This is a genomic window from Pseudomonas syringae CC1557, assembly GCF_000452705.1.
GTDB classification, from domain to species: Bacteria; Pseudomonadota; Gammaproteobacteria; order Pseudomonadales; family Pseudomonadaceae; genus Aquipseudomonas; species Aquipseudomonas syringae_F.
In genome coordinates this window covers 1,775,327-1,793,593 of the sequence record NZ_CP007014.1, presented here as the reverse complement: position 1 = coordinate 1,793,593, position 18,267 = coordinate 1,775,327, and the positions used below count along the sequence as shown (strand labels likewise).

Genomic DNA, 18,267 nt, shown 5'->3' with positions numbered 1-18,267 from the left:
ACGATTACAGAACCTCAGGGAGACAATATGAGTACTCAACTCAAGCCAACACTCGGCACACTTCATTTATGGGGGATTGCGGTCGGGCTGGTAATCTCCGGCGAATACTTCGGCTGGAGTTATGGCTGGGGCGTGGCGGGTACGCTGGGCTTTTTGGTAACAGCCCTGATGGTCGCGACCATGTACACCTGTTTCATCTTCAGTTTTACCGAACTGACCACTGCGATCCCCCACGCAGGCGGCCCGTTCGCCTATAGCCGCCGCGCCTTTGGCGAAAAAGGCGGGCTGATTGCCGGTATGGCGACACTGATCGAGTTCGTGTTCGCGCCACCGGCCATCGCCATGGCCATCGGTGCCTACCTCAACGTGCAGTATCCGGGTCTGGACCCCAAACAGGCCGCAGTTGGTGCCTACATCGTGTTCATGGCGCTCAACATTGTGGGCGTGAAGCTGGCAGCGACCTTCGAACTGGTGGTGTGCATCCTGGCAGTCGCCGAGTTGCTGGTGTTCATGGGCGTGGTAGCGCCAGCGTTCAGTTTCAGCAATTTCGCCCTCAATGGCTGGGCGGGTTCGCAGACATTCGGGCCTGAAGCCATCGCCGGTATGTTTGCGGCGATCCCCTTTGCCATCTGGTTCTTCCTGGCCATCGAAGGTGCAGCCATGGCCGCCGAAGAGGCCAAGGACCCGAAACGTACGATCCCCAAAGCTTACATCAGCGGGATCATCACCCTTGTGCTGCTGGCCCTTGGCGTGATGCTGTTTGCCGGTGGCGTGGGCGACTGGCGCACCCTGGCAAACATCAATGACCCTCTGCCGCAAGCCATGAAAGCAGTCGTCGGTGACAGCTCCGGCTGGCTGCACATGCTGGTCTGGATCGGCCTGTTCGGGCTGGTCGCGAGCTTCCACGGCATCATCATGGGTTACTCGCGCCAGTTCTTCGCCCTCGCCCGTGCGGGATACCTGCCCGCCTCGCTGGCCAAGCTGTCGCGCTTTCAAACGCCTCACCGGGCGATCATTGCCGGTGGCGTGATCGGCATCGCCGCGATCTACAGCGACGGCCTGATCAACCTGAGCGGCATGACCCTCACCGCTGCCATGATCACCATGGCTGTGTTCGGTGCGATTGTCATGTACATCATGAGCATGCTCAGCCTGTTCAAACTGCGCAAGGCCGAACCCACACTGGAACGTACCTTCCGCGCGCCCGGCTACCCTGTTGTGCCCGGCATTGCTCTGGTTCTGGCGGTGGTGTGCCTGATCGCAATGGCCTGGTTCAACATGCTGATCGGCTTGATCTTCCTGGGACTGATGGCTATCGGTTTCATCTACTTCAGCCTGACCGCCAAGTCGCGCGCCGCTGCACCGGCCGATGCGATGCTGACCGGCCAGTAAGCCGAAAATGTCCCCCTGTTGCGTGCAAACCGTCTTGCACGCAACACGTCTATGGCGCGTACACTTGAACCATTGGGCCGCCTCGCTGCTCAAACCGGTATCACAACAAGGAGAGCGCTATGCCCTGGTATGCCTGGTTAATTCTGCTCGTAGCCATCGGCTCGATCGTCGGCGGTCTTATGATGCTGCGCGACACAGCCAAGAAACTGCCCCTGACCGAAGAACAGCTCAAGCGCGTCCATGAGCGCAACGCGGAAATGGACGCCAAGGACGCCAGGGATCGCTGAGTCAGCAAGGGTGGCAGACCGTCGAGGCTGTCACCCTTCTCTATCTGGACCCGGCAAACCTGGCAGACTCTCGTGCCGAGGCGTAGCGGTCATCGTTATACATAAGTCTCGTGAGAACGACCGCGGCGGCGATTCGCATTGCTCGCCAAGCAGGCTGGTGCAGTTCCCGGAAACACGGCGTTTGGACCCACGTCTTCTTCGCGAACAAGTTCGCTCCTACGCCCTTCGGGCAGAAACCTGGACGCATCATTTTCCGGCTCATCAGGAGTTACGCATAGCGATAAGCGCAGCGTCCATGGTTTGCCCTACTGCGTAGCGCCTTCAGCAGCCATCGGCAGTACCTTGATGTGCAACGGCTGAAAGATAGTCGCCAGTGTTCCATCACTGCGCAGCTTGTCCAGCAACACCGTGAAGTGTGATACGTCGATAGCGCCATCGGGACGTAATAACGCATATTGCCGATAGACCTGGTCGACGCGGTCAGACACCATCAACTGCTCGGCCTCGGCTTTGTTATGCGCCATGAAGTCAATCAGATAAGAACGGGTAACAGGCGCAATGTCTGCTCTTCCGCGCACAACCATCAGCAGATTGCTGTCATGAGAATACGTCGAGGCAATGTTGAAGTGCTCGTTGAGAAACTTCTGATTGGTATTGAAGTTGGCAAAACCATAATGGTAGCCGGAGAACACGGCCAGGCGCTTCCCCGACAGCGTGTCGAAATAATCCTGATCGCGTCCTTCGATACGCCGCGCAACATACACTTCTGCATCTTCAAGCCCCATATCGACTGTTTCATGGGGAATATCTTTCCAGCCCCAGTCCGGGTTTTCAAAGATCGCGATGTCGAAACGGCCTTCGGTAAAGTCGCGAAAGCGCCGGGCCACGGAAGTCGGGATCATCACGAACTGGTAATCATCCTGCGCGGTATTCAAGGCGGTGATCAGATGTGGCAGCAGGCCGGCGTCTTCGCCTTTTTCGGGACGCACCATGTACGGCGGGAAATGCACCGCGGCCACACGCACGACTTGCGCTGCGAAAGACGGCGACGCCGTCACCAGCGAAAGGAACAGCAATACGCCCGTTGCAGTCCCGCGCAGTTGCCCATTGATTATCACTGCAAGTCTTTTCATAAAAACAACATTAATCAAAGCCCCCCACGCTATGCGGTTTCCCTGATTTAAACAACTGTCAAATCACCGGCGTCAATCCATTTCAAGTATCGTCTGTGTAGGAGAGCAATGAACTCGCACACGGCACCAATGCGTTATAGGGTGGTCATTACCAAGGCAGGCAGGAAAGATGCTGCCACCGGTGGGCAGCATCGTCCGGCATGGCAGGTCAATGTACCTAAGCTGTAGTCATTCAACAGGGTAAGGGAGCTTGGTAATGCCGCATTGGCTGGTGATTGATCTGGAGGCAACCACCGAAGAGGGTGGCTGGCCGGTCGCAGAAATGGAAGTCATCGAGATAGGCGCGACGCTGGTCAATCAGGACGGGCGCGAGCTGGACCATTTCGAGCGCTTCGTACGCCCCGTTCGCAGACCGCTGCTGACCCATTTCTGTCGCGAACTGACCCATATCAACCAAAGCAACATCGACAGCGCCGCGCCGCTGACAGCCGTTTGGCCGCAGTTCGAGCGCTGGCTGGGTCATCATCGCGCCCGTGTCGTGGGTTGGGCGAGCTGGGGGGATTACGACCGTCAGCAACTGGAAGAGGAATGGCGTAATCATCAACTCGACAGCGCCCTCTCCGGCATGCCACACGTCAATCTCAAACAGCGTTTTGCCCAGGCACGCCATCTGCAGAAACCCATGGGTCTGAACAGCGCCCTGCAACTGGCCGGTATGCAGTTTTCCGGTCAGCAACACCGGGCACTGGTCGATGCCCGCAACACCGCCAGATTGTTGCCACTGATACTCACAAACTGATCACAGGCTGTTGCGCACGACATTAATCAGGCGTGACGAGGTATGGCGTGTTGGGCATACTGGTAGGCCACTTCCAGCCCTTTCATAAGGAACCGCCCATGTTCAAGGTCAACGAATACTTCGACGGCACCGTCAAATCCATCGCCTTCAGCCAGGCCGACGGTCAGGCAACCATCGGCGTCATGGCAGCGGGCGAATATGAGTTTGGTACTGCGCAACGGGAAATCATGCACGTCATTTCCGGTGAGTTGAATGTGAAACTTCCCGACAGCAGCGATTGGGAAACTTTCACTACCGGCAGCCAGTTCAATGTACCGGCGAACAGCAAGTTCCAGATCAAGGTGAGCGTCGATACCGCTTACCTGTGTGAATATCGCTGAGCCTGATCAGGGGGAGGTAGCTGCCTCCCACCGTGGTCGGTAAAACTTTCCTTTCGTCATTCCCTGCCGGCATTGAACTGTAACGCCGCCAGGCGTGCATACAGCGGGTTGCTGGCAATCAGCTGCTGATGCGTACCGACAGCCACCAGCCTTCCCTGATCCATCACTGCAATGCGATCAGCATTCTGTACCGTGGCCAGCCGGTGTGCGATTACCAGCGTGGTTCGGCCCTGCATCAGGCTCGGCAACGCTTGTTGAATCAAATACTCGCTTTGCGCATCAAGCGCGCTGGTGGCTTCGTCCAGCAACAGCACCGGCGCGTCTACCAGCAATGCGCGGGCAATCGCCAGACGTTGTCGTTGCCCTCCTGACAGGCCAAGCCCGCCCTCGCCCAGATGGGTGCGGTAGCCGTCGGCCATTTCCAAAATGAACTCATGGGCATGTGCGATCCGGGCGGCCGCCTCTACCTGCTCGAAACTGGCGTTCGCGTTGCCATAACGAATGTTGTCCTCGACGCTGCCAAAAAACAGTGCCGGCGATTGCGAGACCAGCGCAAAACAGCGGCGCAGGTCATGAGGATCAAGGCGCTCGACCGCCATTCCCTCGATCAGAATCTGCCCGTGCGCGGGGTCATAGAAACGCAGCAGCAGGTCGAAGATCGTTGACTTGCCCGCCCCCGAAGGGCCGACCAGCGCCAGTGTTTCGCCGGGCTCCACGTTCAGGGTCAGGTTATCGACGGCGTTGCGCTCGGGCCGTGACGGATAGGCAAAGCTGACGTTTTCCAGGGCCAGACGGCCACTGATGCGCGGCGGCAACGTCAGCAGGTCGGTAGCTGGCGCACGGATCTCGCTGCGTGCCTGAAGCAGTTCGCCGATACGCTCGGCGGCACCGGCTGCGCGCTGCAACTCGCCGATCACCTCACTCAACGTGCCGAACGCCATGCCGACCACCAGCGCATAGAACACGAACGCTGCCAGTTCACCGCTGGAAATACGGCCGTTGATCACGTCCATACCGCCCACCCACAACATCACGGCGACGGCACCCAACACCAGAACGATGACCAGCGTAATCAGCCAGGAACGCTGCAGAATCCGCTTGCGGGCGGTGTCGAACGCCTGCTCCACGGTCTGCGAAAAGCGCTGTTTGTCCTGTTGCTGATGGTTGTAGGCCTGGACCGTCTTGATCTGCCCCAGTGCCTCGGCCACATAGCTGCCCACGTTGGCGACCCGGTCCTGACTTTCGCGCGACAGGTTGCGCACCCGTCGACCGAACATGAGAATGGGCGCAATGATCAGCGGCAAGGCCACAACTACAATGCTGGTGAGTTTGGGGTTGGTGATGAACAGCAACACAATGCCGCCAATCACCATCAGTGCGTTGCGCAGAAACATCGACAGCGACGAACCGATGACCGACTGCAACAAGGTGGTGTCGGCGGTCAGTCGCGACTGAATTTCCGAGCTGCGGTTATTTTCATAGAACCCCGGATGCAATTCGATGAGGTGATCAAAGACTTTCTTGCGCAAATCGGCAACCACGCGTTCACCGATCCACGACACGAGGTAGAAGCGTGTAAACGTCCCGATGGCCAGACCGATCGTCAACAGCATGAACAAGCCGATCGAGCGTTCGAGCAGTTGCGCGGAACGCGTCATGAATCCTTGGTCGATCATCAGCTTGATGCCCTGCCCTATCGACAGGGTGATGCCCGCCGTGACGACCAGCGCCAGCAGCGCGCCCAGTGCCTGCCAGCGATATGGAGCGATGAAGCTCGCGGCCAGACGTATGGCCTGGCGCTGACGCTCGGAAAACAGTGAAATCATGAAATATGAGCCTGCCGGTCTGCCGATATGATCGAATCGCCAAGCCTACACCTGTCAGACAGGCGACGCTGAGCGTCATTACGAGTGAACTTGCGCCCTGTTCCAAGGGTCAGGTTATGACTGCTTCACAGCGCCGCTAGACGACAACGATCTAAGCGCATGCTGGCAGAGCAGCATTGTTTCTGTTGCACTGGTATCGCGTTTGAGCGGCTGACAGTACCTGTCACGGACCGGTCATCAAGCGCGGTTAATTTAACGCCGTTACCTGATGAAAGGAGAGACACCATGAGCCTGCACGAGCGCAGCACCGAAGTTCAAGTCGTACGAGCCACGCCCAACCTGCCGGTTGGCGGTGCCATTCTCGACCAGGACGGGCACGAAGTACTGATCACCGAAGAAATGGTCCAGGTGGCCTGTCAGGAATGCGACAAGAACTGGGTAACACCTGAAAAATAAGACCTGTCGAATCCTTTGAAACCCGACCTTGCTGTCGGGTTTTTTATGCGCAATCAATGGGGTCGATCAGACCAGCACTGCGCCCAGCGCAGTGACGATCTGCACCAACTCGTCGGAATGCCCCTCAAGCCGCACCTTCAGCCCTTCGATTTCCCGACGTGGCGGATAGTGTTTGCGCAACGCGTCGAAAGCCAGACGCTGACTGGCCGTATCACCCGTCAGGCTGCGGCGAAAATCCGCATCATCGCGGCGCGGGTCGTACACGCTGCGGCACAACGTATTCAAGGCCCAGACCGGGTCAGTGTCGGCATCCAGACTGACCTGCGCCAGCCATGGCCGGGGCAGCAGGTCGTCGAGTGTGATCACCGGCAATTGGCCGAGAAAGGCACACAGCGCCTGATAGATCTGCGCGGTACCACGCTGCCTGCCGTCAAGACTGTAACCGGCGATGTGCGGCGTGCCGATCACACACAGATCGGCCAGCGCTGTATTGACCTGCGGCTCGCCCTCCCAGACATCCAGCACGGCTTGCAGGTCTTCGCGATCAAGCAGCACATCATGCAGCGCTGCGTTATCCACCACCGCGCCACGGCTGGCGTTGAGTAGCCAGGCACCTTGTCTTAACTGGCGTAGACGCGCTTCGTCGAACAAGTGCCAGGTTGGCACGTCTCCGGTTCTGGTCAACGGCGTGTGCAGACTGATGACGTCACAACGCTGGATGATCTCGTCGAGGCTGACAAAACCTTCCCCTTCGGTCGACTCACGGGGTGGATCGCAGACCAGAACATTCCAGCCCAGCGCTTTCAATACCGTCACAAGACGACCGCCCACCTGCCCTGCACCGACCACACCGTAGGTACGCTGCCTGAGATCGACACCTTCGATTTCGGCCAGAGTCAGCAGGCTGCCCAGCACATAATCGACCACACCACGCGCGTTGCAGCCCGGCGCGCTGGAGCATTGAATACCAGCCTCCTGGAAATAAGCGAGGTCCAGATGATCCGTGCCGATGGTGCAAGTACCGACGAAACGCACCGGGCTGCCCTCCAGCAGCTCGCGGGTCACGGGCGTTACCGAGCGCACCAGCAGGATGTCGGCGTCCGCTACCGCTGCACGGCCGATGGAACGGCCGGGCAAGCGACGTATGTCTCCGAAATCAGCGAAAAAGGCGTCGAGCAAGGGAATATTTTCGTCAGCAACAATGCGCATGGAAGACTCTCGGGGTCGGGCGAACGAAGACCGGTCCATGTCGTGAACAGGCGCGAGTTGCAGCGATGCGGCGGTCAGTCGGCTTTCTTGCGAATCCAGTACAGAAACGTTTCTGCCTCTGCACGCTCTTCGACCAGCTCATGGCCGAGGAATATACAGAACTTGGGAATGTCACGACGCGTGGACGGATCGGTCGCGATGACCTTGAGCAAACCGCCCGCAGGCAGGTCGCGAACCTTCTGGTGCAGCATCATCACCGGTTCCGGGCAGTTCAGCCCGGTGGCATCCAGAACGGCGTCAACGGTGAGGTGTTCAACGGATTCAGACATGGGGCACTCCAGAAGCGGGTGACGATTGTCGCTCAAATCAGTGGGCAGGCCAAGCCGATGACTCTCGCCGCAGCGCATATTCAACGTCGGACGCAGAGCGTCACATTGCAGCCTTGGCGCATCACTTAACCCGGCACGATACAGGCTGCACCAAAACCTGAGACTTCGTTGTGCCTGATACCGCGCCAGACTGCAGATTTGTGACGCGGAGCGTCACCCAATGCATGCCAACGCGGAGCATTGGCACGAGGGTCAGTTGGAGAAGCAGTCAAAGATGTATCTGACTGAATTCACTTTTTCGCGGCTTTGGCCACGTCCAGGCGGCGCAAGTGGCAGGTGACTTCTTCGCGGTCGTGGTAGAGCTGCTTGCAGCCGATCGACACCCGCACACCGCGTGCCTGAAAGCCTTCTTCGATGCGGTCGAGCAAGCGACGGACTTCTGCGTAGCGCTGTTTCATCGGCAGTTTGAGGTTGACCACCGCTTCGCGGCACAAGCCTTCGCCCAGCCAGGTTTCCAGCAGCGCCGCATTGCGCGCCGGCTTTTCGACGATGTCGCAGACCATCCAGTCCACCGGCTGGCGAGGCTTGTAGGTGAAGCCGTCGGCCATCAGATGCTGCACCAGCCCGGTATCCATAAGGCTTTCCGCCATCGGTCCGTTGTCGATGGCCGTCACCAGCATGCCGCGGCGTACCAGTTGATAGGTCCAGCCACCGGGCGCAGCGCCGAGGTCGACGCCGGTCATGTCACCGGAAAGACGCTCATCCCACTGATCTCTAGGGATGAAATGGTGCCACGCCTCTTCAAGTTTCAGGGTGGAGCGGCTCGGCGCCTCGCGGGGGAACTTCAAACGCGGGATGCCCATCGGCCACATTGCCGAATTGTCGGCGTCAGCCAGTCCAAGAAACACCTCGCGACCGCTCTTGAAGGTCAACAGCAAACGTGGTTTGCGCGGATCATCGACCAGCTTGCCAGCCTGGCTCAAGGCCTTGCGCAACGGCGCTTCGAACTTCTTGCAGAAATTCGACAGCTCCTTGCCATCGTTGGTGTCCACCACCTCCAGCCACAGGCTGCCGCACGTAGGAAACGTTGACAGCTGAGCGAGGATCACGCTGATGCGGTCAGTCTCCGGCAGGTCGAGAAACAGGCCTCGCGCCCACTGCCGAGGGAAGATCAACTGGTCGAAGCGCTGGCCGCTCATCAACCGTTCGGCGCCATCCGCTTCGGTGCAGATAAATTCGGCGCAGGCGGTATTGGGTCGCGCCTTGGCATAACCGGCAACCTCCAGACGTGCGGCATGCTCGGCGATTTCCGAACAGACCTCGCCTTCAAAACCGGGCCGGCAATGCATAAACAGTGTATTCATGGGTTACTCCTGGGCAACGGGCACTCGGGCGTAACCCCGCAGACTTGAAAGCCGCGCATCATAGCCCAATCCAGGAACCACTGGCGCGACCAGACAGTCCACAGAACCTGAAGCCTGATACGGTGTTCCTGACCTGATGTAAATGGAGCCCTGTAATCCGATATTCGGAGAACATTCCAAAAGGAGACATTCATGCCCTCCCTCGATAGCCTGAAGAGCCTGAAAACGCTCGAAATCGATAACAAGACCTACCACTATTTCAGCCTGCCCGATGCTGCCCGCTCCCTCGGCAACCTCGACAAGCTGCCCATGTCGCTCAAGGTGTTGCTGGAAAACCTGCTGCGCTGGGAAGACAACAAAACCGTCACCGGCAACGACCTCAAGGCCATCGCTGACTGGTTGACCGAGCGCCGTTCGGATCGAGAGATCCAGTACCGCCCTGCACGGGTCCTCATGCAGGATTTCACCGGAGTGCCTGCGGTGGTCGATCTGGCCGCCATGCGCGCCGCCGTGGCCAAGGCTGGCGGCGACCCGCAGCGCATCAATCCGCTGTCGCCGGTGGACCTGGTCATCGACCACTCGGTCATGGTCGACACGTTCGGCAACTCTGGGGCGTTCGAACAGAACGTTGATATCGAGATGCAGCGCAACGGTGAGCGCTACGCGTTCCTGCGCTGGGGCCAGAGCGCCTTCGATAACTTCAGCGTGGTGCCGCCCGGCACGGGTATTTGCCATCAGGTGAATCTGGAGTATCTGGGCCGCACCGTCTGGACCAAAGAAGAAGACGGTCGCACCTATGCGTTCCCCGACACACTGGTCGGCACCGACTCGCACACCACCATGATAAACGGCCTCGGCGTACTGGGCTGGGGCGTGGGCGGGATCGAAGCCGAGGCGGCGATGCTCGGCCAGCCGGTATCGATGCTGATCCCGGAAGTCATCGGTTTCAGGCTGACCGGCAAACTGAAAGAAGGCATTACCGCTACCGATCTGGTGCTGACCGTGACCCAGATGCTGCGCAAGAAAGGCGTGGTCGGCAAGTTCGTCGAGTTCTATGGTGACGGGCTGGCCGATCTGCCGCTGGCCGACCGTGCAACCATCGCCAACATGGCACCGGAATATGGCGCGACTTGCGGCTTCTTCCCGGTCGATGACGTGACGCTGGACTACCTTCGCCTGTCCGGCCGCCCCGCGGAAACCGTGAAACTGGTTGAAGCCTATTGCAAGGCACAAGGCCTGTGGCGTCTGCCCGGCCAGGAGCCAGTGTTCACCGACAGCCTGGAACTGGACATGAGCACCGTAGAGGCCAGCCTCGCCGGTCCGAAGCGCCCGCAGGACCGTGTGGCGTTGCCGCAGGTTGCCCAGGCGTTCAACGACTTCCTCGGCTTGCAGGTCAAGCCTGCCAAAGGCGAAGAAGGCCGCCTGGAAAGCGAAGGTGGCGGTGGCGTTGCAGTGGGCAACGATGCGCAGGTCAGCGGCGAAAGCCACTATGAGTACAACGGGCAGACCTACCAACTGAAAGATGGCGCAGTAGTGATCGCGGCCATCACTTCCTGCACCAACACGTCCAACCCCAGCGTGATGATGGCAGCCGGGCTGGTGGCCAAAAAAGCCGTCGAAAAAGGCCTGCAACGCAAGCCGTGGGTGAAGAGTTCGCTGGCGCCCGGTTCCAAGGTCGTGACCGATTACTACGCGGCAGCCGGCCTGACCCAATACCTCGACGCGCTGGGCTTCAACCTGGTGGGTTATGGCTGCACTACTTGCATCGGTAACTCCGGCCCGCTGCTGGAGCCGATCGAAAAAGCCATTCAGCAGTCCGACCTGACCGTCGCGTCGGTGCTGTCGGGCAACCGCAACTTCGAGGGCCGGGTTCATCCGCTGGTCAAGACCAACTGGCTGGCCTCGCCTCCGCTGGTGGTTGCCTACGCCCTGGCAGGCTCAGTGCGCATCGACATCAGCAGTGAACCGCTGGGCGAAGGCTCGGACGGCAAACCTGTTTATCTGCGCGACATCTGGCCCAGCCAGAAGGAGATCGCCGACGCGGTCGCCAGCGTCAACACCGGTATGTTTCACAAGGAATACGCCGAGGTGTTTGCCGGTGACGAGCAGTGGCAGGCCATCGAGGTGCCGCAGGCTGCCACCTATGTCTGGCAGGACGACTCGACGTACATTCAGCACCCGCCGTTCTTCGACGGTATCGACGGCCCGTTGCCCGTGATTCAGGACGTGGAAGACGCGCGCATCCTTGCCCTGCTGGGGGACTCGGTCACCACCGACCACATCTCCCCTGCTGGCAATATCAAGGCTGACAGCCCGGCCGGGCGTTATCTGCAAGAGAAAGGCGTCAAGTCCCAGGATTTCAACTCCTACGGCTCACGTCGCGGCAACCATGAAGTGATGATGCGTGGCACTTTTGCCAACATTCGTATCCGCAACGAAATGCTCGGTGGCGAAGAAGGTGGCAATACCTTGCACGTACCCTCAGGCGAGAAGTTGGCGATCTACGACGCCGCGATGCGCTATCAGGCCGAAGGCACACCGCTGGTGATTGTCGCGGGTCTGGAGTACGGTACCGGTTCCAGCCGCGATTGGGCGGCCAAAGGCACCAACCTGCTGGGCGTCAAAGCGGTCATCGCCGAAAGCTTTGAGCGCATTCATCGCTCCAATCTGGTGGGCATGGGCGTTCTGCCCTTGCAGTTCAAGAACGGACAGACTCGCAAGACTCTGGGCCTGACTGGTAAGGAAACCCTGAAGATCACCGGGCTGACCCATGCAGATATACAGCCAGGCATGAGCCTGACCCTGCATATCGAGCGCGAGGACGGCAGCAAGGAAACCGTCGACGTGTTGTGCCGTATCGATACGCTCAACGAGGTGGAGTACTTCAAGTCTGGTGGCATTCTGCATTATGTGTTGCGACAACTGATCGCTTCCTGAGGCGTTTACGCAGCGATTCATGCACGGGGGATTTCACAGTGGCTGGCCACTGTGAAATCCCCCGCTGCACTGACTCATGGGTCATTTGGTGTGCAACGTTCAATTTATTGATGTGCTCGCCGATAACACGCCATAGTCCTCAGGATCGAAGGATCGATACCCCATGCGCAATAACCAGCCTATCACCCAACGTGAGCGGACATTTCCTGCCGAACAACGACTGATTTCCACCACCGACACCCGCGGCACGATTACCTACTGTAACGATGCCTTCATCGATATCAGCGGTTACAGCGAAGCCGAATTGCTCGGTGCCGCGCACAACACCGTCCGCCATCCGGATGTCCCGCCAGCCGTCTTCGAACACATGTGGACCACGCTCAAGAGCGGCCAGCCGTGGATGGGCATCGTCAAGAATCGCTGCAAGAATGGCGACCACTATTGGGTCAATGCCTATGTGACGCCGATGCTGGAAAACAGGAAGGTGGTGGGTTTCGAGTCGGTACGCATCAAACCGACCGCCGAACAGATTCGCCGCGCCGAAGCACTGTACGCGCGCATCAATCAAGGCAAGAGCGCCATACCTGGCCGTGACAAGTGGCTACCGGTGTTGCAGGACTGGCTGCCGTTCATTCTGGTCAGCCAGTTGAGTTTTCTGATCGGCGTGTGGCTCAACTCGCACTGGGGCTTCGCGCTTGCCGCCGCCTTGTCGGTGCCGCTTGGTCTGCTCGGCCTGTCCTGGCAACAGCGCGGCACCAAACGCCTGCTGCGCCTGGCTGAGCAAACCACCTCTGACCCGCTGATCGCGCAGATGTACACCGACAGCCGTGGCCCGCAGGCGCGTCTGGAAATGTCGATCCTCAGCCAGGAAGCGCGCATGAAAACCTGCCTGACGCGCTTGCAGGACACCGCCGAGCATCTGAACAGCCAGGCCCGGCAATCCAACTCGCTGGCCAAAGACAGCTCGACCGGGCTGGAACGTCAGCGCGTGGAAACCGAGCAGGTGGCCGCAGCCATCAACCAGATGGCCGCCACCACCCAGGAAGTTGCCAGCCATGTGCATCGCGCTGCTGACGCCACTCAACAGGCAAATGAGCTGACCCGTCGCGGCCGCGACATCGCCGGCGAAACCCGCGAAGCCATTCAGCGCCTCTCTACCTCGGTAGGCGAAACAGGCCTGACGGTGACACGCCTGGCCAAGGACAGCGATGAAATCGGCGGCGTGGTCGATGTGATAAAAGGCATCGCCGACCAGACCAACCTGCTGGCACTCAACGCGGCCATCGAAGCGGCACGTGCCGGAGAGATGGGCCGTGGCTTTGCGGTGGTGGCAGATGAAGTACGCCAGTTGGCAAAACGCACTGCCGAATCTACTGGCCAGATTCATGGCCTGATCGCCAAATTGCAGCAGACGGCCACCGACGCCGTGCAGACCATGGACGCCGGACGTCGTCAGGCCGAAGAAGGCGTGGCACGGGTGCTGGAAGCGGATCAGGCGCTGGTGGGCATTAGCGAAGCGGTCGCCAACATCACCGACATGACCACTCAGATAGCCACTGCTACCGAAGAACAAAGCGCGGTAGCCGAAGAGATCAACCGCAACATTTCCACTATCGCCGAACTGGCCGACAAAACCGCCGACGAAGCCCGACGTTCGGCAGTATTGAGTGAAGAACTGACAGACACCGCCAATTCGCAGTACTCGCTGGTGGAGCGCTTTAATCGCTGAGGGTTGAAACTGCTGTAACAGGCCTCGGTCAACTCAGGTTGGTCGGGGCTTTTTATTGCGCCCTTCATTGATTAGCGGGCTTGTGATCTTCACGCCCTACAATTATCACCAAATCATCCGAGCAGGATGTAAGACTTTTCCTTAACATCAAGAGCAGCAGTAAAGCATGAATGTCGAGCATTGACACCCAACGAACACTCCGATTAGTTGAAATCAAGGGAATGTGCGGTAGTTATCTATTACCACGGGTAACTATTGCCCATCTCCTGAATAAAAATCTGGATCGACGCCATGTGGCGTTTGATTTATTAATTGGAGAAACAAATGAATATCCTTACCCATCTACCAATGGAAGCACCATCAATCCCTGTGGCGGAACACGACGGCCTCATAAAAGTCCGTGACCTTGACTTAGGCATTTCGGTTCATTTTACCGCGCGCGGTCTAATCAAAGAAAAAGACAGATTCGAGCTTATGATTAACGGTGTTGGCTCTGGGATCATCCAGACCATTTCTGATCCCGAAGCGCCCCAAGAGGTCACGTTCGTTATGAATCTCAAGGGTGGACACTTCGCTAAAGATGGCAATTATGCGATTGGATACCAATGGCTAACATTTCCAGGCGGCGTGCGAACAGACTCAGCAACTACTGAGATTCGAATCGACCGCACTGCCCCTGGCGCAGCGCTGCTGGCCCCCATGCTCTTCCATCAGATCAACCTCGGCGAAACCCTGGCTGGCATCATTCCAGGCTACGCCGACATGCAGCCTGGCGACCGTATTCAGACCCTGTGCAATGAACAGGAAGGCCCTGTCCATGAGGTCACTCCTGACAACCTGACTGAACGCCCGGTACAGATCATTTTCGACAAGGCCTTCTTGCTTGATCTGGGCAGCGAGAGCATCACCATGAGCTATCAGGTGATCGATCGTGCAGGCAATCGCTCGATTATGGCGCGTCCGGTAACCCTTTCCATGCAGAGTTAACTGCAGAGACCTACATTATTGCTGAGGACCTTGAAGGTTTCGTACGCCAAGCCGTGCGAGACCTTTATGATAAGTTTGAGTGAATAGTCCTACGCTCAAGTGGGATATTTCACAAAATCCCTTATTTTCAAAAATGTAGGAATTATCTGTAGTAAAGATCCTACAGATATCACTCTTTCAAAAATTCCAAAGCAAGCACCCGACATAAGCCCCACCCCCTATTTACAGCATCCCCAGCACTCCATCAAAAAATTTAGTCTGAACTTGAAACCAAATGTGACAGCAAAACCTTTGTAAACCTGGCACTACCATCGCACATTTTAACGACTTGACCTGAACACTAATGTGCCTTGTAATATTTCCGGTGCCACAGCTGGCGGCACAACAAAAACAACTCACTTAATTCAAATAAACGAGTTCATGATGGATAAAGAGCATTCCAAGGATGTCGCTGCACTCACTTCAGAGAAGAGCCAACCCACAGAGCCAGACGCTGTGCGAGAAGCCCCACTGCAAGAGAGTACCTATCAAAAAATGACTTCTGAACATATTCCATCAGATGTTTCAGACACACTGAAACCACCGATACTGCCCGACAACGGCGATGATGTGATCAGTCACGAACAGGCACACACGGGCGTGGTTGTACACATTCCAGGCTCGATCAAGATGTGCTGTGGAGATGAAATTCGCTTCTATTGGGGAAAAAACCTGTCGACAACGACACTTTTTCATCGGGTCGGCGAAAACAGTGTCATACGTGTACTGTGCGTATCCTACGATTTTGTCCCGCATATTCAATATGGCCTGGTGGACCTGTACTACGAGCTCTATCGCGATGATCGACTGATCGGCACATCACCCACGTTACAGGTCAACGTCAAGCACTCGATGCCCGCGAACTCCAGAGCGCGTCAACGCCAACGCTTTATCACCAACGGGCTTACGGACAAGTAGCCAAAAGCCCCCGGTGATCACTCACCGGGGGCCTGGTTTTTACCCACTTACTGGCGTGTGCTGATCAGAACTCAAAGCGCAGCCCCACATTGGCGCCCCACGGTTGCTCGATATGCTGGCCTTTCATGTAGTCGACATCTGCGTGCACCTGCAGACGCTCCGACAGGGAAACCGAGACCCCGGCCCCCACTTCGGCACGTGAGCCAAACAAGCTGTTATCGAAGGTCACGTCATTGGCCTTGACCTCATTACGCCGTGAAAACTCCTGCGCAACAGCACCACGAACGTAAGGCCGCACCAACCCGCCGTCCTTGAGCGCGACAGTTCGCCCCAGCGACGTGCCGACTTTACCCAGCACCGACTGAGTACGATCGTTCTTCGCCTTCATGCCATTATCCAGACGCAGATCCTGACCCTGAACCACCACGTTGGATAACTGGGCAAACGGCTCAAGAAAATAGTCATCCGCCAGCTTGATATGTCGACCCGCTTCCACCCAGCCACCTACACCCGTGTTGCTGTAGTCGCCCTTGGCTTTGCTCGCATCACTCATGGCAACGTCTGCCTTGTTGCGAAAGCGGTTGAGCTTGAGCACACCGTCCACGTAGTAGCCATCGTCAGACAGCCAGGTGCCGTAGACGCCCGCATAGTAGCTGTCGACTTTCCCGGATGTTCCGCGGCTCAAATCCAGAGCGGATTTGCTGTAACCACCCAGTACACCAACCAGCAACCTTCCGGTGCTGAGCTCGATCGGCGCATCCGCCCCGAGCGACAAGCCACTTTGCTTCTGCCGGTAGTCGACACCATCACCGGTCGTGGCAGTAAGCCGATTGCCGTAGGCGCGCATCCAGCTACCAGCCTTGCCACTGAGACGAACCTCGCCCATGCGCGAGCGCAAAGTTGAAAGCTCGCTCATCCAGATGGCAGGTGCAGCGCTGTACAGAGCAAGGGCACTCTGGGTCGAAGGACTTATGACCTTGTCTTTGCCAACGATGAACCAGTCATTGCCCTGCTGCTCCAGCAGGTATGAATAAGCCCCCAGGTCAACCCGCCCACCCAGCAGGCTGAACTGCGCGTCGCCACCCTCGGTATGCACCACCTTGAGCGGCGTCATATCTGGCGATACAACCTCTACCCCGGTGTTACGCACCCGTAGCCCGAATTGCCCACTGGCCTGACCATTGACGTCGACAAGATCACCCACCCCCTTGTCCAGATCCACCCGCATGCCAAACGTGCCTGTACCTGACAACTCGTTCAGCGACAGCGTATGAAACCCCTCGCCGCCAAACCCGACGCTGCCACCCTGCAGGGAGAGCGACCTGACGGCATTGTCACCCTGCATCTGCCACTGACCACCAGAAGTGATAGCCAGCGCGTTGCCGTTGACGATATCGCCAGTAAGTTGCGCGCCGTTCTGCAGCGTGACGTTCAAGGTACTGGTGTCATCGGCAACAAGATTGCCGTTGAGGATGCTGTTGTCGACCTTGAAGTTGGCGGTGCTACTCTCTGCGACCTCAAGCAGATTCCCGTTTCCGGCCCGCAGTTCGGAATGGTTTTGCACAGCGATATCGGCCTCGATATCGAACGCTACACGATGGTCTATTCTGATCGCCGCGCCAGCCAAACCCTCGACAACGGAGTCATCGATAACTGTGTAGGGTTTATTTTCGGCCTGACTGCCACCCGAATTATTGCTGGTCGAACCGTCAGTAAGGTTGAGGCCATTCAAATCACCCGTAACATGACTACGTTCGGTACTAAAAACTTTTCCACCAGAAGAAACAATACCTTGACCCCTTCCACGTTGCGATGCGAACCCATTCACCTCAGTATTAACCAGATGCAGCTCGCCCCATGTGCCCACTGCAACGCCTATTTCCAATCCGGACACGCTGCTCGAAAAAACCGAAGCTTTGGAGCCAGGCTCAAAAAAACCTAGAGTCCCACCTAGCGTCATACCAAAATCTGACTTGTTTCTTACAACCGCGTGATCAAGGTACGACACACTGTCGGTGAGGTGAAGACCATCCTCCACAACCCCCGAGTCGATGTTGACTGTAGAGTTAGTCGCATAAACCTTGTCAACCCTTCCGCCATTGATGTTGAGAACACCTCCCCCGCTCACAAAATAAGAATCGAAAGCCGTCTCAGGGCCGACAGTCACTTCATCACCATTTACCGGTACAGCTTTGAACTCTTCTCCATTTGGAAGGACGAGCCCGACTCTGCCACCCCCCCGATATTCCTCGTCCAACCTGGACGGAGTGTCTGCCGAAACTTGGGCAGTAATCAGAACTCCCATTCCAAGTACGAAAAACTGAAAAAAAACAGGCCTAAAACTTTCTGCATTACTCTTTCTATAAGTCACCATCCATCTCCTCGGCTATTGAGCCCGAGAAAGTAGCCCACCAAATTCATAAAATACTCATACTTTCAACATTAAAATTGTAGGAGCACTCCTAAATAACTATAGGCTAAA

General features: G+C 57.5%; 15 protein-coding genes. 9 read left to right on the top strand and 6 right to left on the bottom strand.

From position 1 onward, the window contains the following. Positions 1 to 27 precede the first annotated feature (27 nt). Both eat and N018_RS08405 read left to right on the top strand, forming a co-directional pair. Entirely contained in the window at positions 28 to 1,392 is a 1,365-nt protein-coding gene (gene eat, locus N018_RS08410) for an ethanolamine permease (protein WP_025389321.1), read from the top strand. A 119-nt stretch (positions 1,393 to 1,511) separates the two neighbouring features. Beyond that, a complete protein-coding gene (locus N018_RS08405) occupies positions 1,512 to 1,679 on the top strand; it encodes a DUF2897 family protein (RefSeq protein ID WP_007252154.1) in 168 nt (55 codons plus the stop codon). Positions 1,680 to 1,984: 305 nt separating this feature from the next. On the opposite strand, the gene N018_RS08400 is transcribed toward N018_RS08405, so the two are convergent. Then, positions 1,985 to 2,812, bottom strand: a complete 828-nt coding sequence (locus N018_RS08400) for a substrate-binding periplasmic protein (RefSeq protein ID WP_024644179.1) — start codon at positions 2,810 to 2,812, stop codon at positions 1,985 to 1,987. Positions 2,813 to 3,068: 256 nt separating this feature from the next. On the opposite strand from N018_RS08400, the gene N018_RS08395 reads away from it, so the two are divergent. Continuing rightward, on the top strand, positions 3,069 to 3,611 hold the full coding sequence (locus N018_RS08395; protein WP_024644178.1) for an exonuclease domain-containing protein: 543 nt from the start codon (positions 3,069 to 3,071) through the stop codon (positions 3,609 to 3,611). Between the two features lie 98 nt (positions 3,612 to 3,709). Further along, positions 3,710 to 3,991, top strand: a complete 282-nt coding sequence (locus N018_RS08390) for a pyrimidine/purine nucleoside phosphorylase (protein WP_024644177.1) — start codon at positions 3,710 to 3,712, stop codon at positions 3,989 to 3,991. A gap of 56 nt (positions 3,992 to 4,047) precedes the next feature. Here N018_RS08390 and N018_RS08385 read toward each other — a convergent pair whose 3' ends face one another. Next, positions 4,048 to 5,817 (bottom strand): ABC transporter transmembrane domain-containing protein, encoded by a 1,770-nt coding sequence (locus N018_RS08385; RefSeq protein WP_024644176.1) that lies wholly within the window; start codon positions 5,815 to 5,817, stop codon positions 4,048 to 4,050. A gap of 285 nt (positions 5,818 to 6,102) precedes the next feature. Here N018_RS08385 and N018_RS27745 point away from each other — a divergent pair, with 285 nt between their 5' ends. After that, the gene (locus N018_RS27745; RefSeq protein WP_032606401.1) at positions 6,103 to 6,273 is read left to right on the top strand and encodes a PA1571 family protein; all 171 of its coding nucleotides are present in this window, start codon (positions 6,103 to 6,105) and stop codon (positions 6,271 to 6,273) included. 66 nt (positions 6,274 to 6,339) lie between these two features. Here the strand turns inward: N018_RS27745 and pdxB are convergent, their stop codons facing one another. From pdxB to rlmM, 3 genes are all read right to left on the bottom strand, one after another. Further along, on the bottom strand, positions 6,340 to 7,482 hold the full coding sequence (gene pdxB, locus N018_RS08375; RefSeq protein WP_025389320.1) for a 4-phosphoerythronate dehydrogenase PdxB: 1,143 nt from the start codon (positions 7,480 to 7,482) through the stop codon (positions 6,340 to 6,342). Between the two features lie 74 nt (positions 7,483 to 7,556). After that, complete coding sequence (tusA, locus tag N018_RS08370; RefSeq protein WP_025389319.1) at positions 7,557 to 7,811, bottom strand: sulfurtransferase TusA; 255 nt, start codon at positions 7,809 to 7,811, stop codon at positions 7,557 to 7,559. A gap of 290 nt (positions 7,812 to 8,101) precedes the next feature. After that, positions 8,102 to 9,175 carry a 23S rRNA (cytidine(2498)-2'-O)-methyltransferase RlmM gene (rlmM, locus tag N018_RS08365; protein WP_025389318.1) on the bottom strand — a complete coding sequence of 358 codons (1,074 nt, stop codon included), beginning with the start codon at positions 9,173 to 9,175 and terminating at the stop codon, positions 8,102 to 8,104. Between the two features lie 192 nt (positions 9,176 to 9,367). Between rlmM and acnA the strand changes: the two genes are divergently transcribed. The 4 genes from acnA to N018_RS08345 all read left to right on the top strand — a co-directional run bounded on the left by acnA (position 9,368) and on the right by N018_RS08345 (position 15,785). After that, complete coding sequence (gene acnA / locus N018_RS08360; protein ID WP_024644172.1) at positions 9,368 to 12,112, top strand: aconitate hydratase AcnA; 2,745 nt, start codon at positions 9,368 to 9,370, stop codon at positions 12,110 to 12,112. A gap of 163 nt (positions 12,113 to 12,275) precedes the next feature. Continuing rightward, positions 12,276 to 13,841, top strand: coding sequence for a methyl-accepting chemotaxis protein (locus N018_RS08355; protein WP_025389317.1), 1,566 nt, complete (start codon positions 12,276 to 12,278; stop codon positions 13,839 to 13,841). Positions 13,842 to 14,165: 324 nt separating this feature from the next. Further along, positions 14,166 to 14,828 (top strand): hypothetical protein, encoded by a 663-nt coding sequence (locus N018_RS08350; RefSeq protein WP_025389316.1) that lies wholly within the window; start codon positions 14,166 to 14,168, stop codon positions 14,826 to 14,828. A 423-nt stretch (positions 14,829 to 15,251) separates the two neighbouring features. Beyond that, positions 15,252 to 15,785, top strand: a complete 534-nt coding sequence (locus N018_RS08345; protein WP_024644169.1) for a hypothetical protein — start codon at positions 15,252 to 15,254, stop codon at positions 15,783 to 15,785. Between the two features lie 64 nt (positions 15,786 to 15,849). On the opposite strand, the gene N018_RS08340 is transcribed toward N018_RS08345, so the two are convergent. Then, positions 15,850 to 17,745: an autotransporter outer membrane beta-barrel domain-containing protein gene (locus N018_RS08340; protein ID WP_038401135.1), complete on the bottom strand. Its 1,896-nt coding sequence runs from the start codon at positions 17,743 to 17,745 to the stop codon at positions 15,850 to 15,852. Between the last annotated feature and the right edge of the window lie 522 nt (positions 17,746 to 18,267).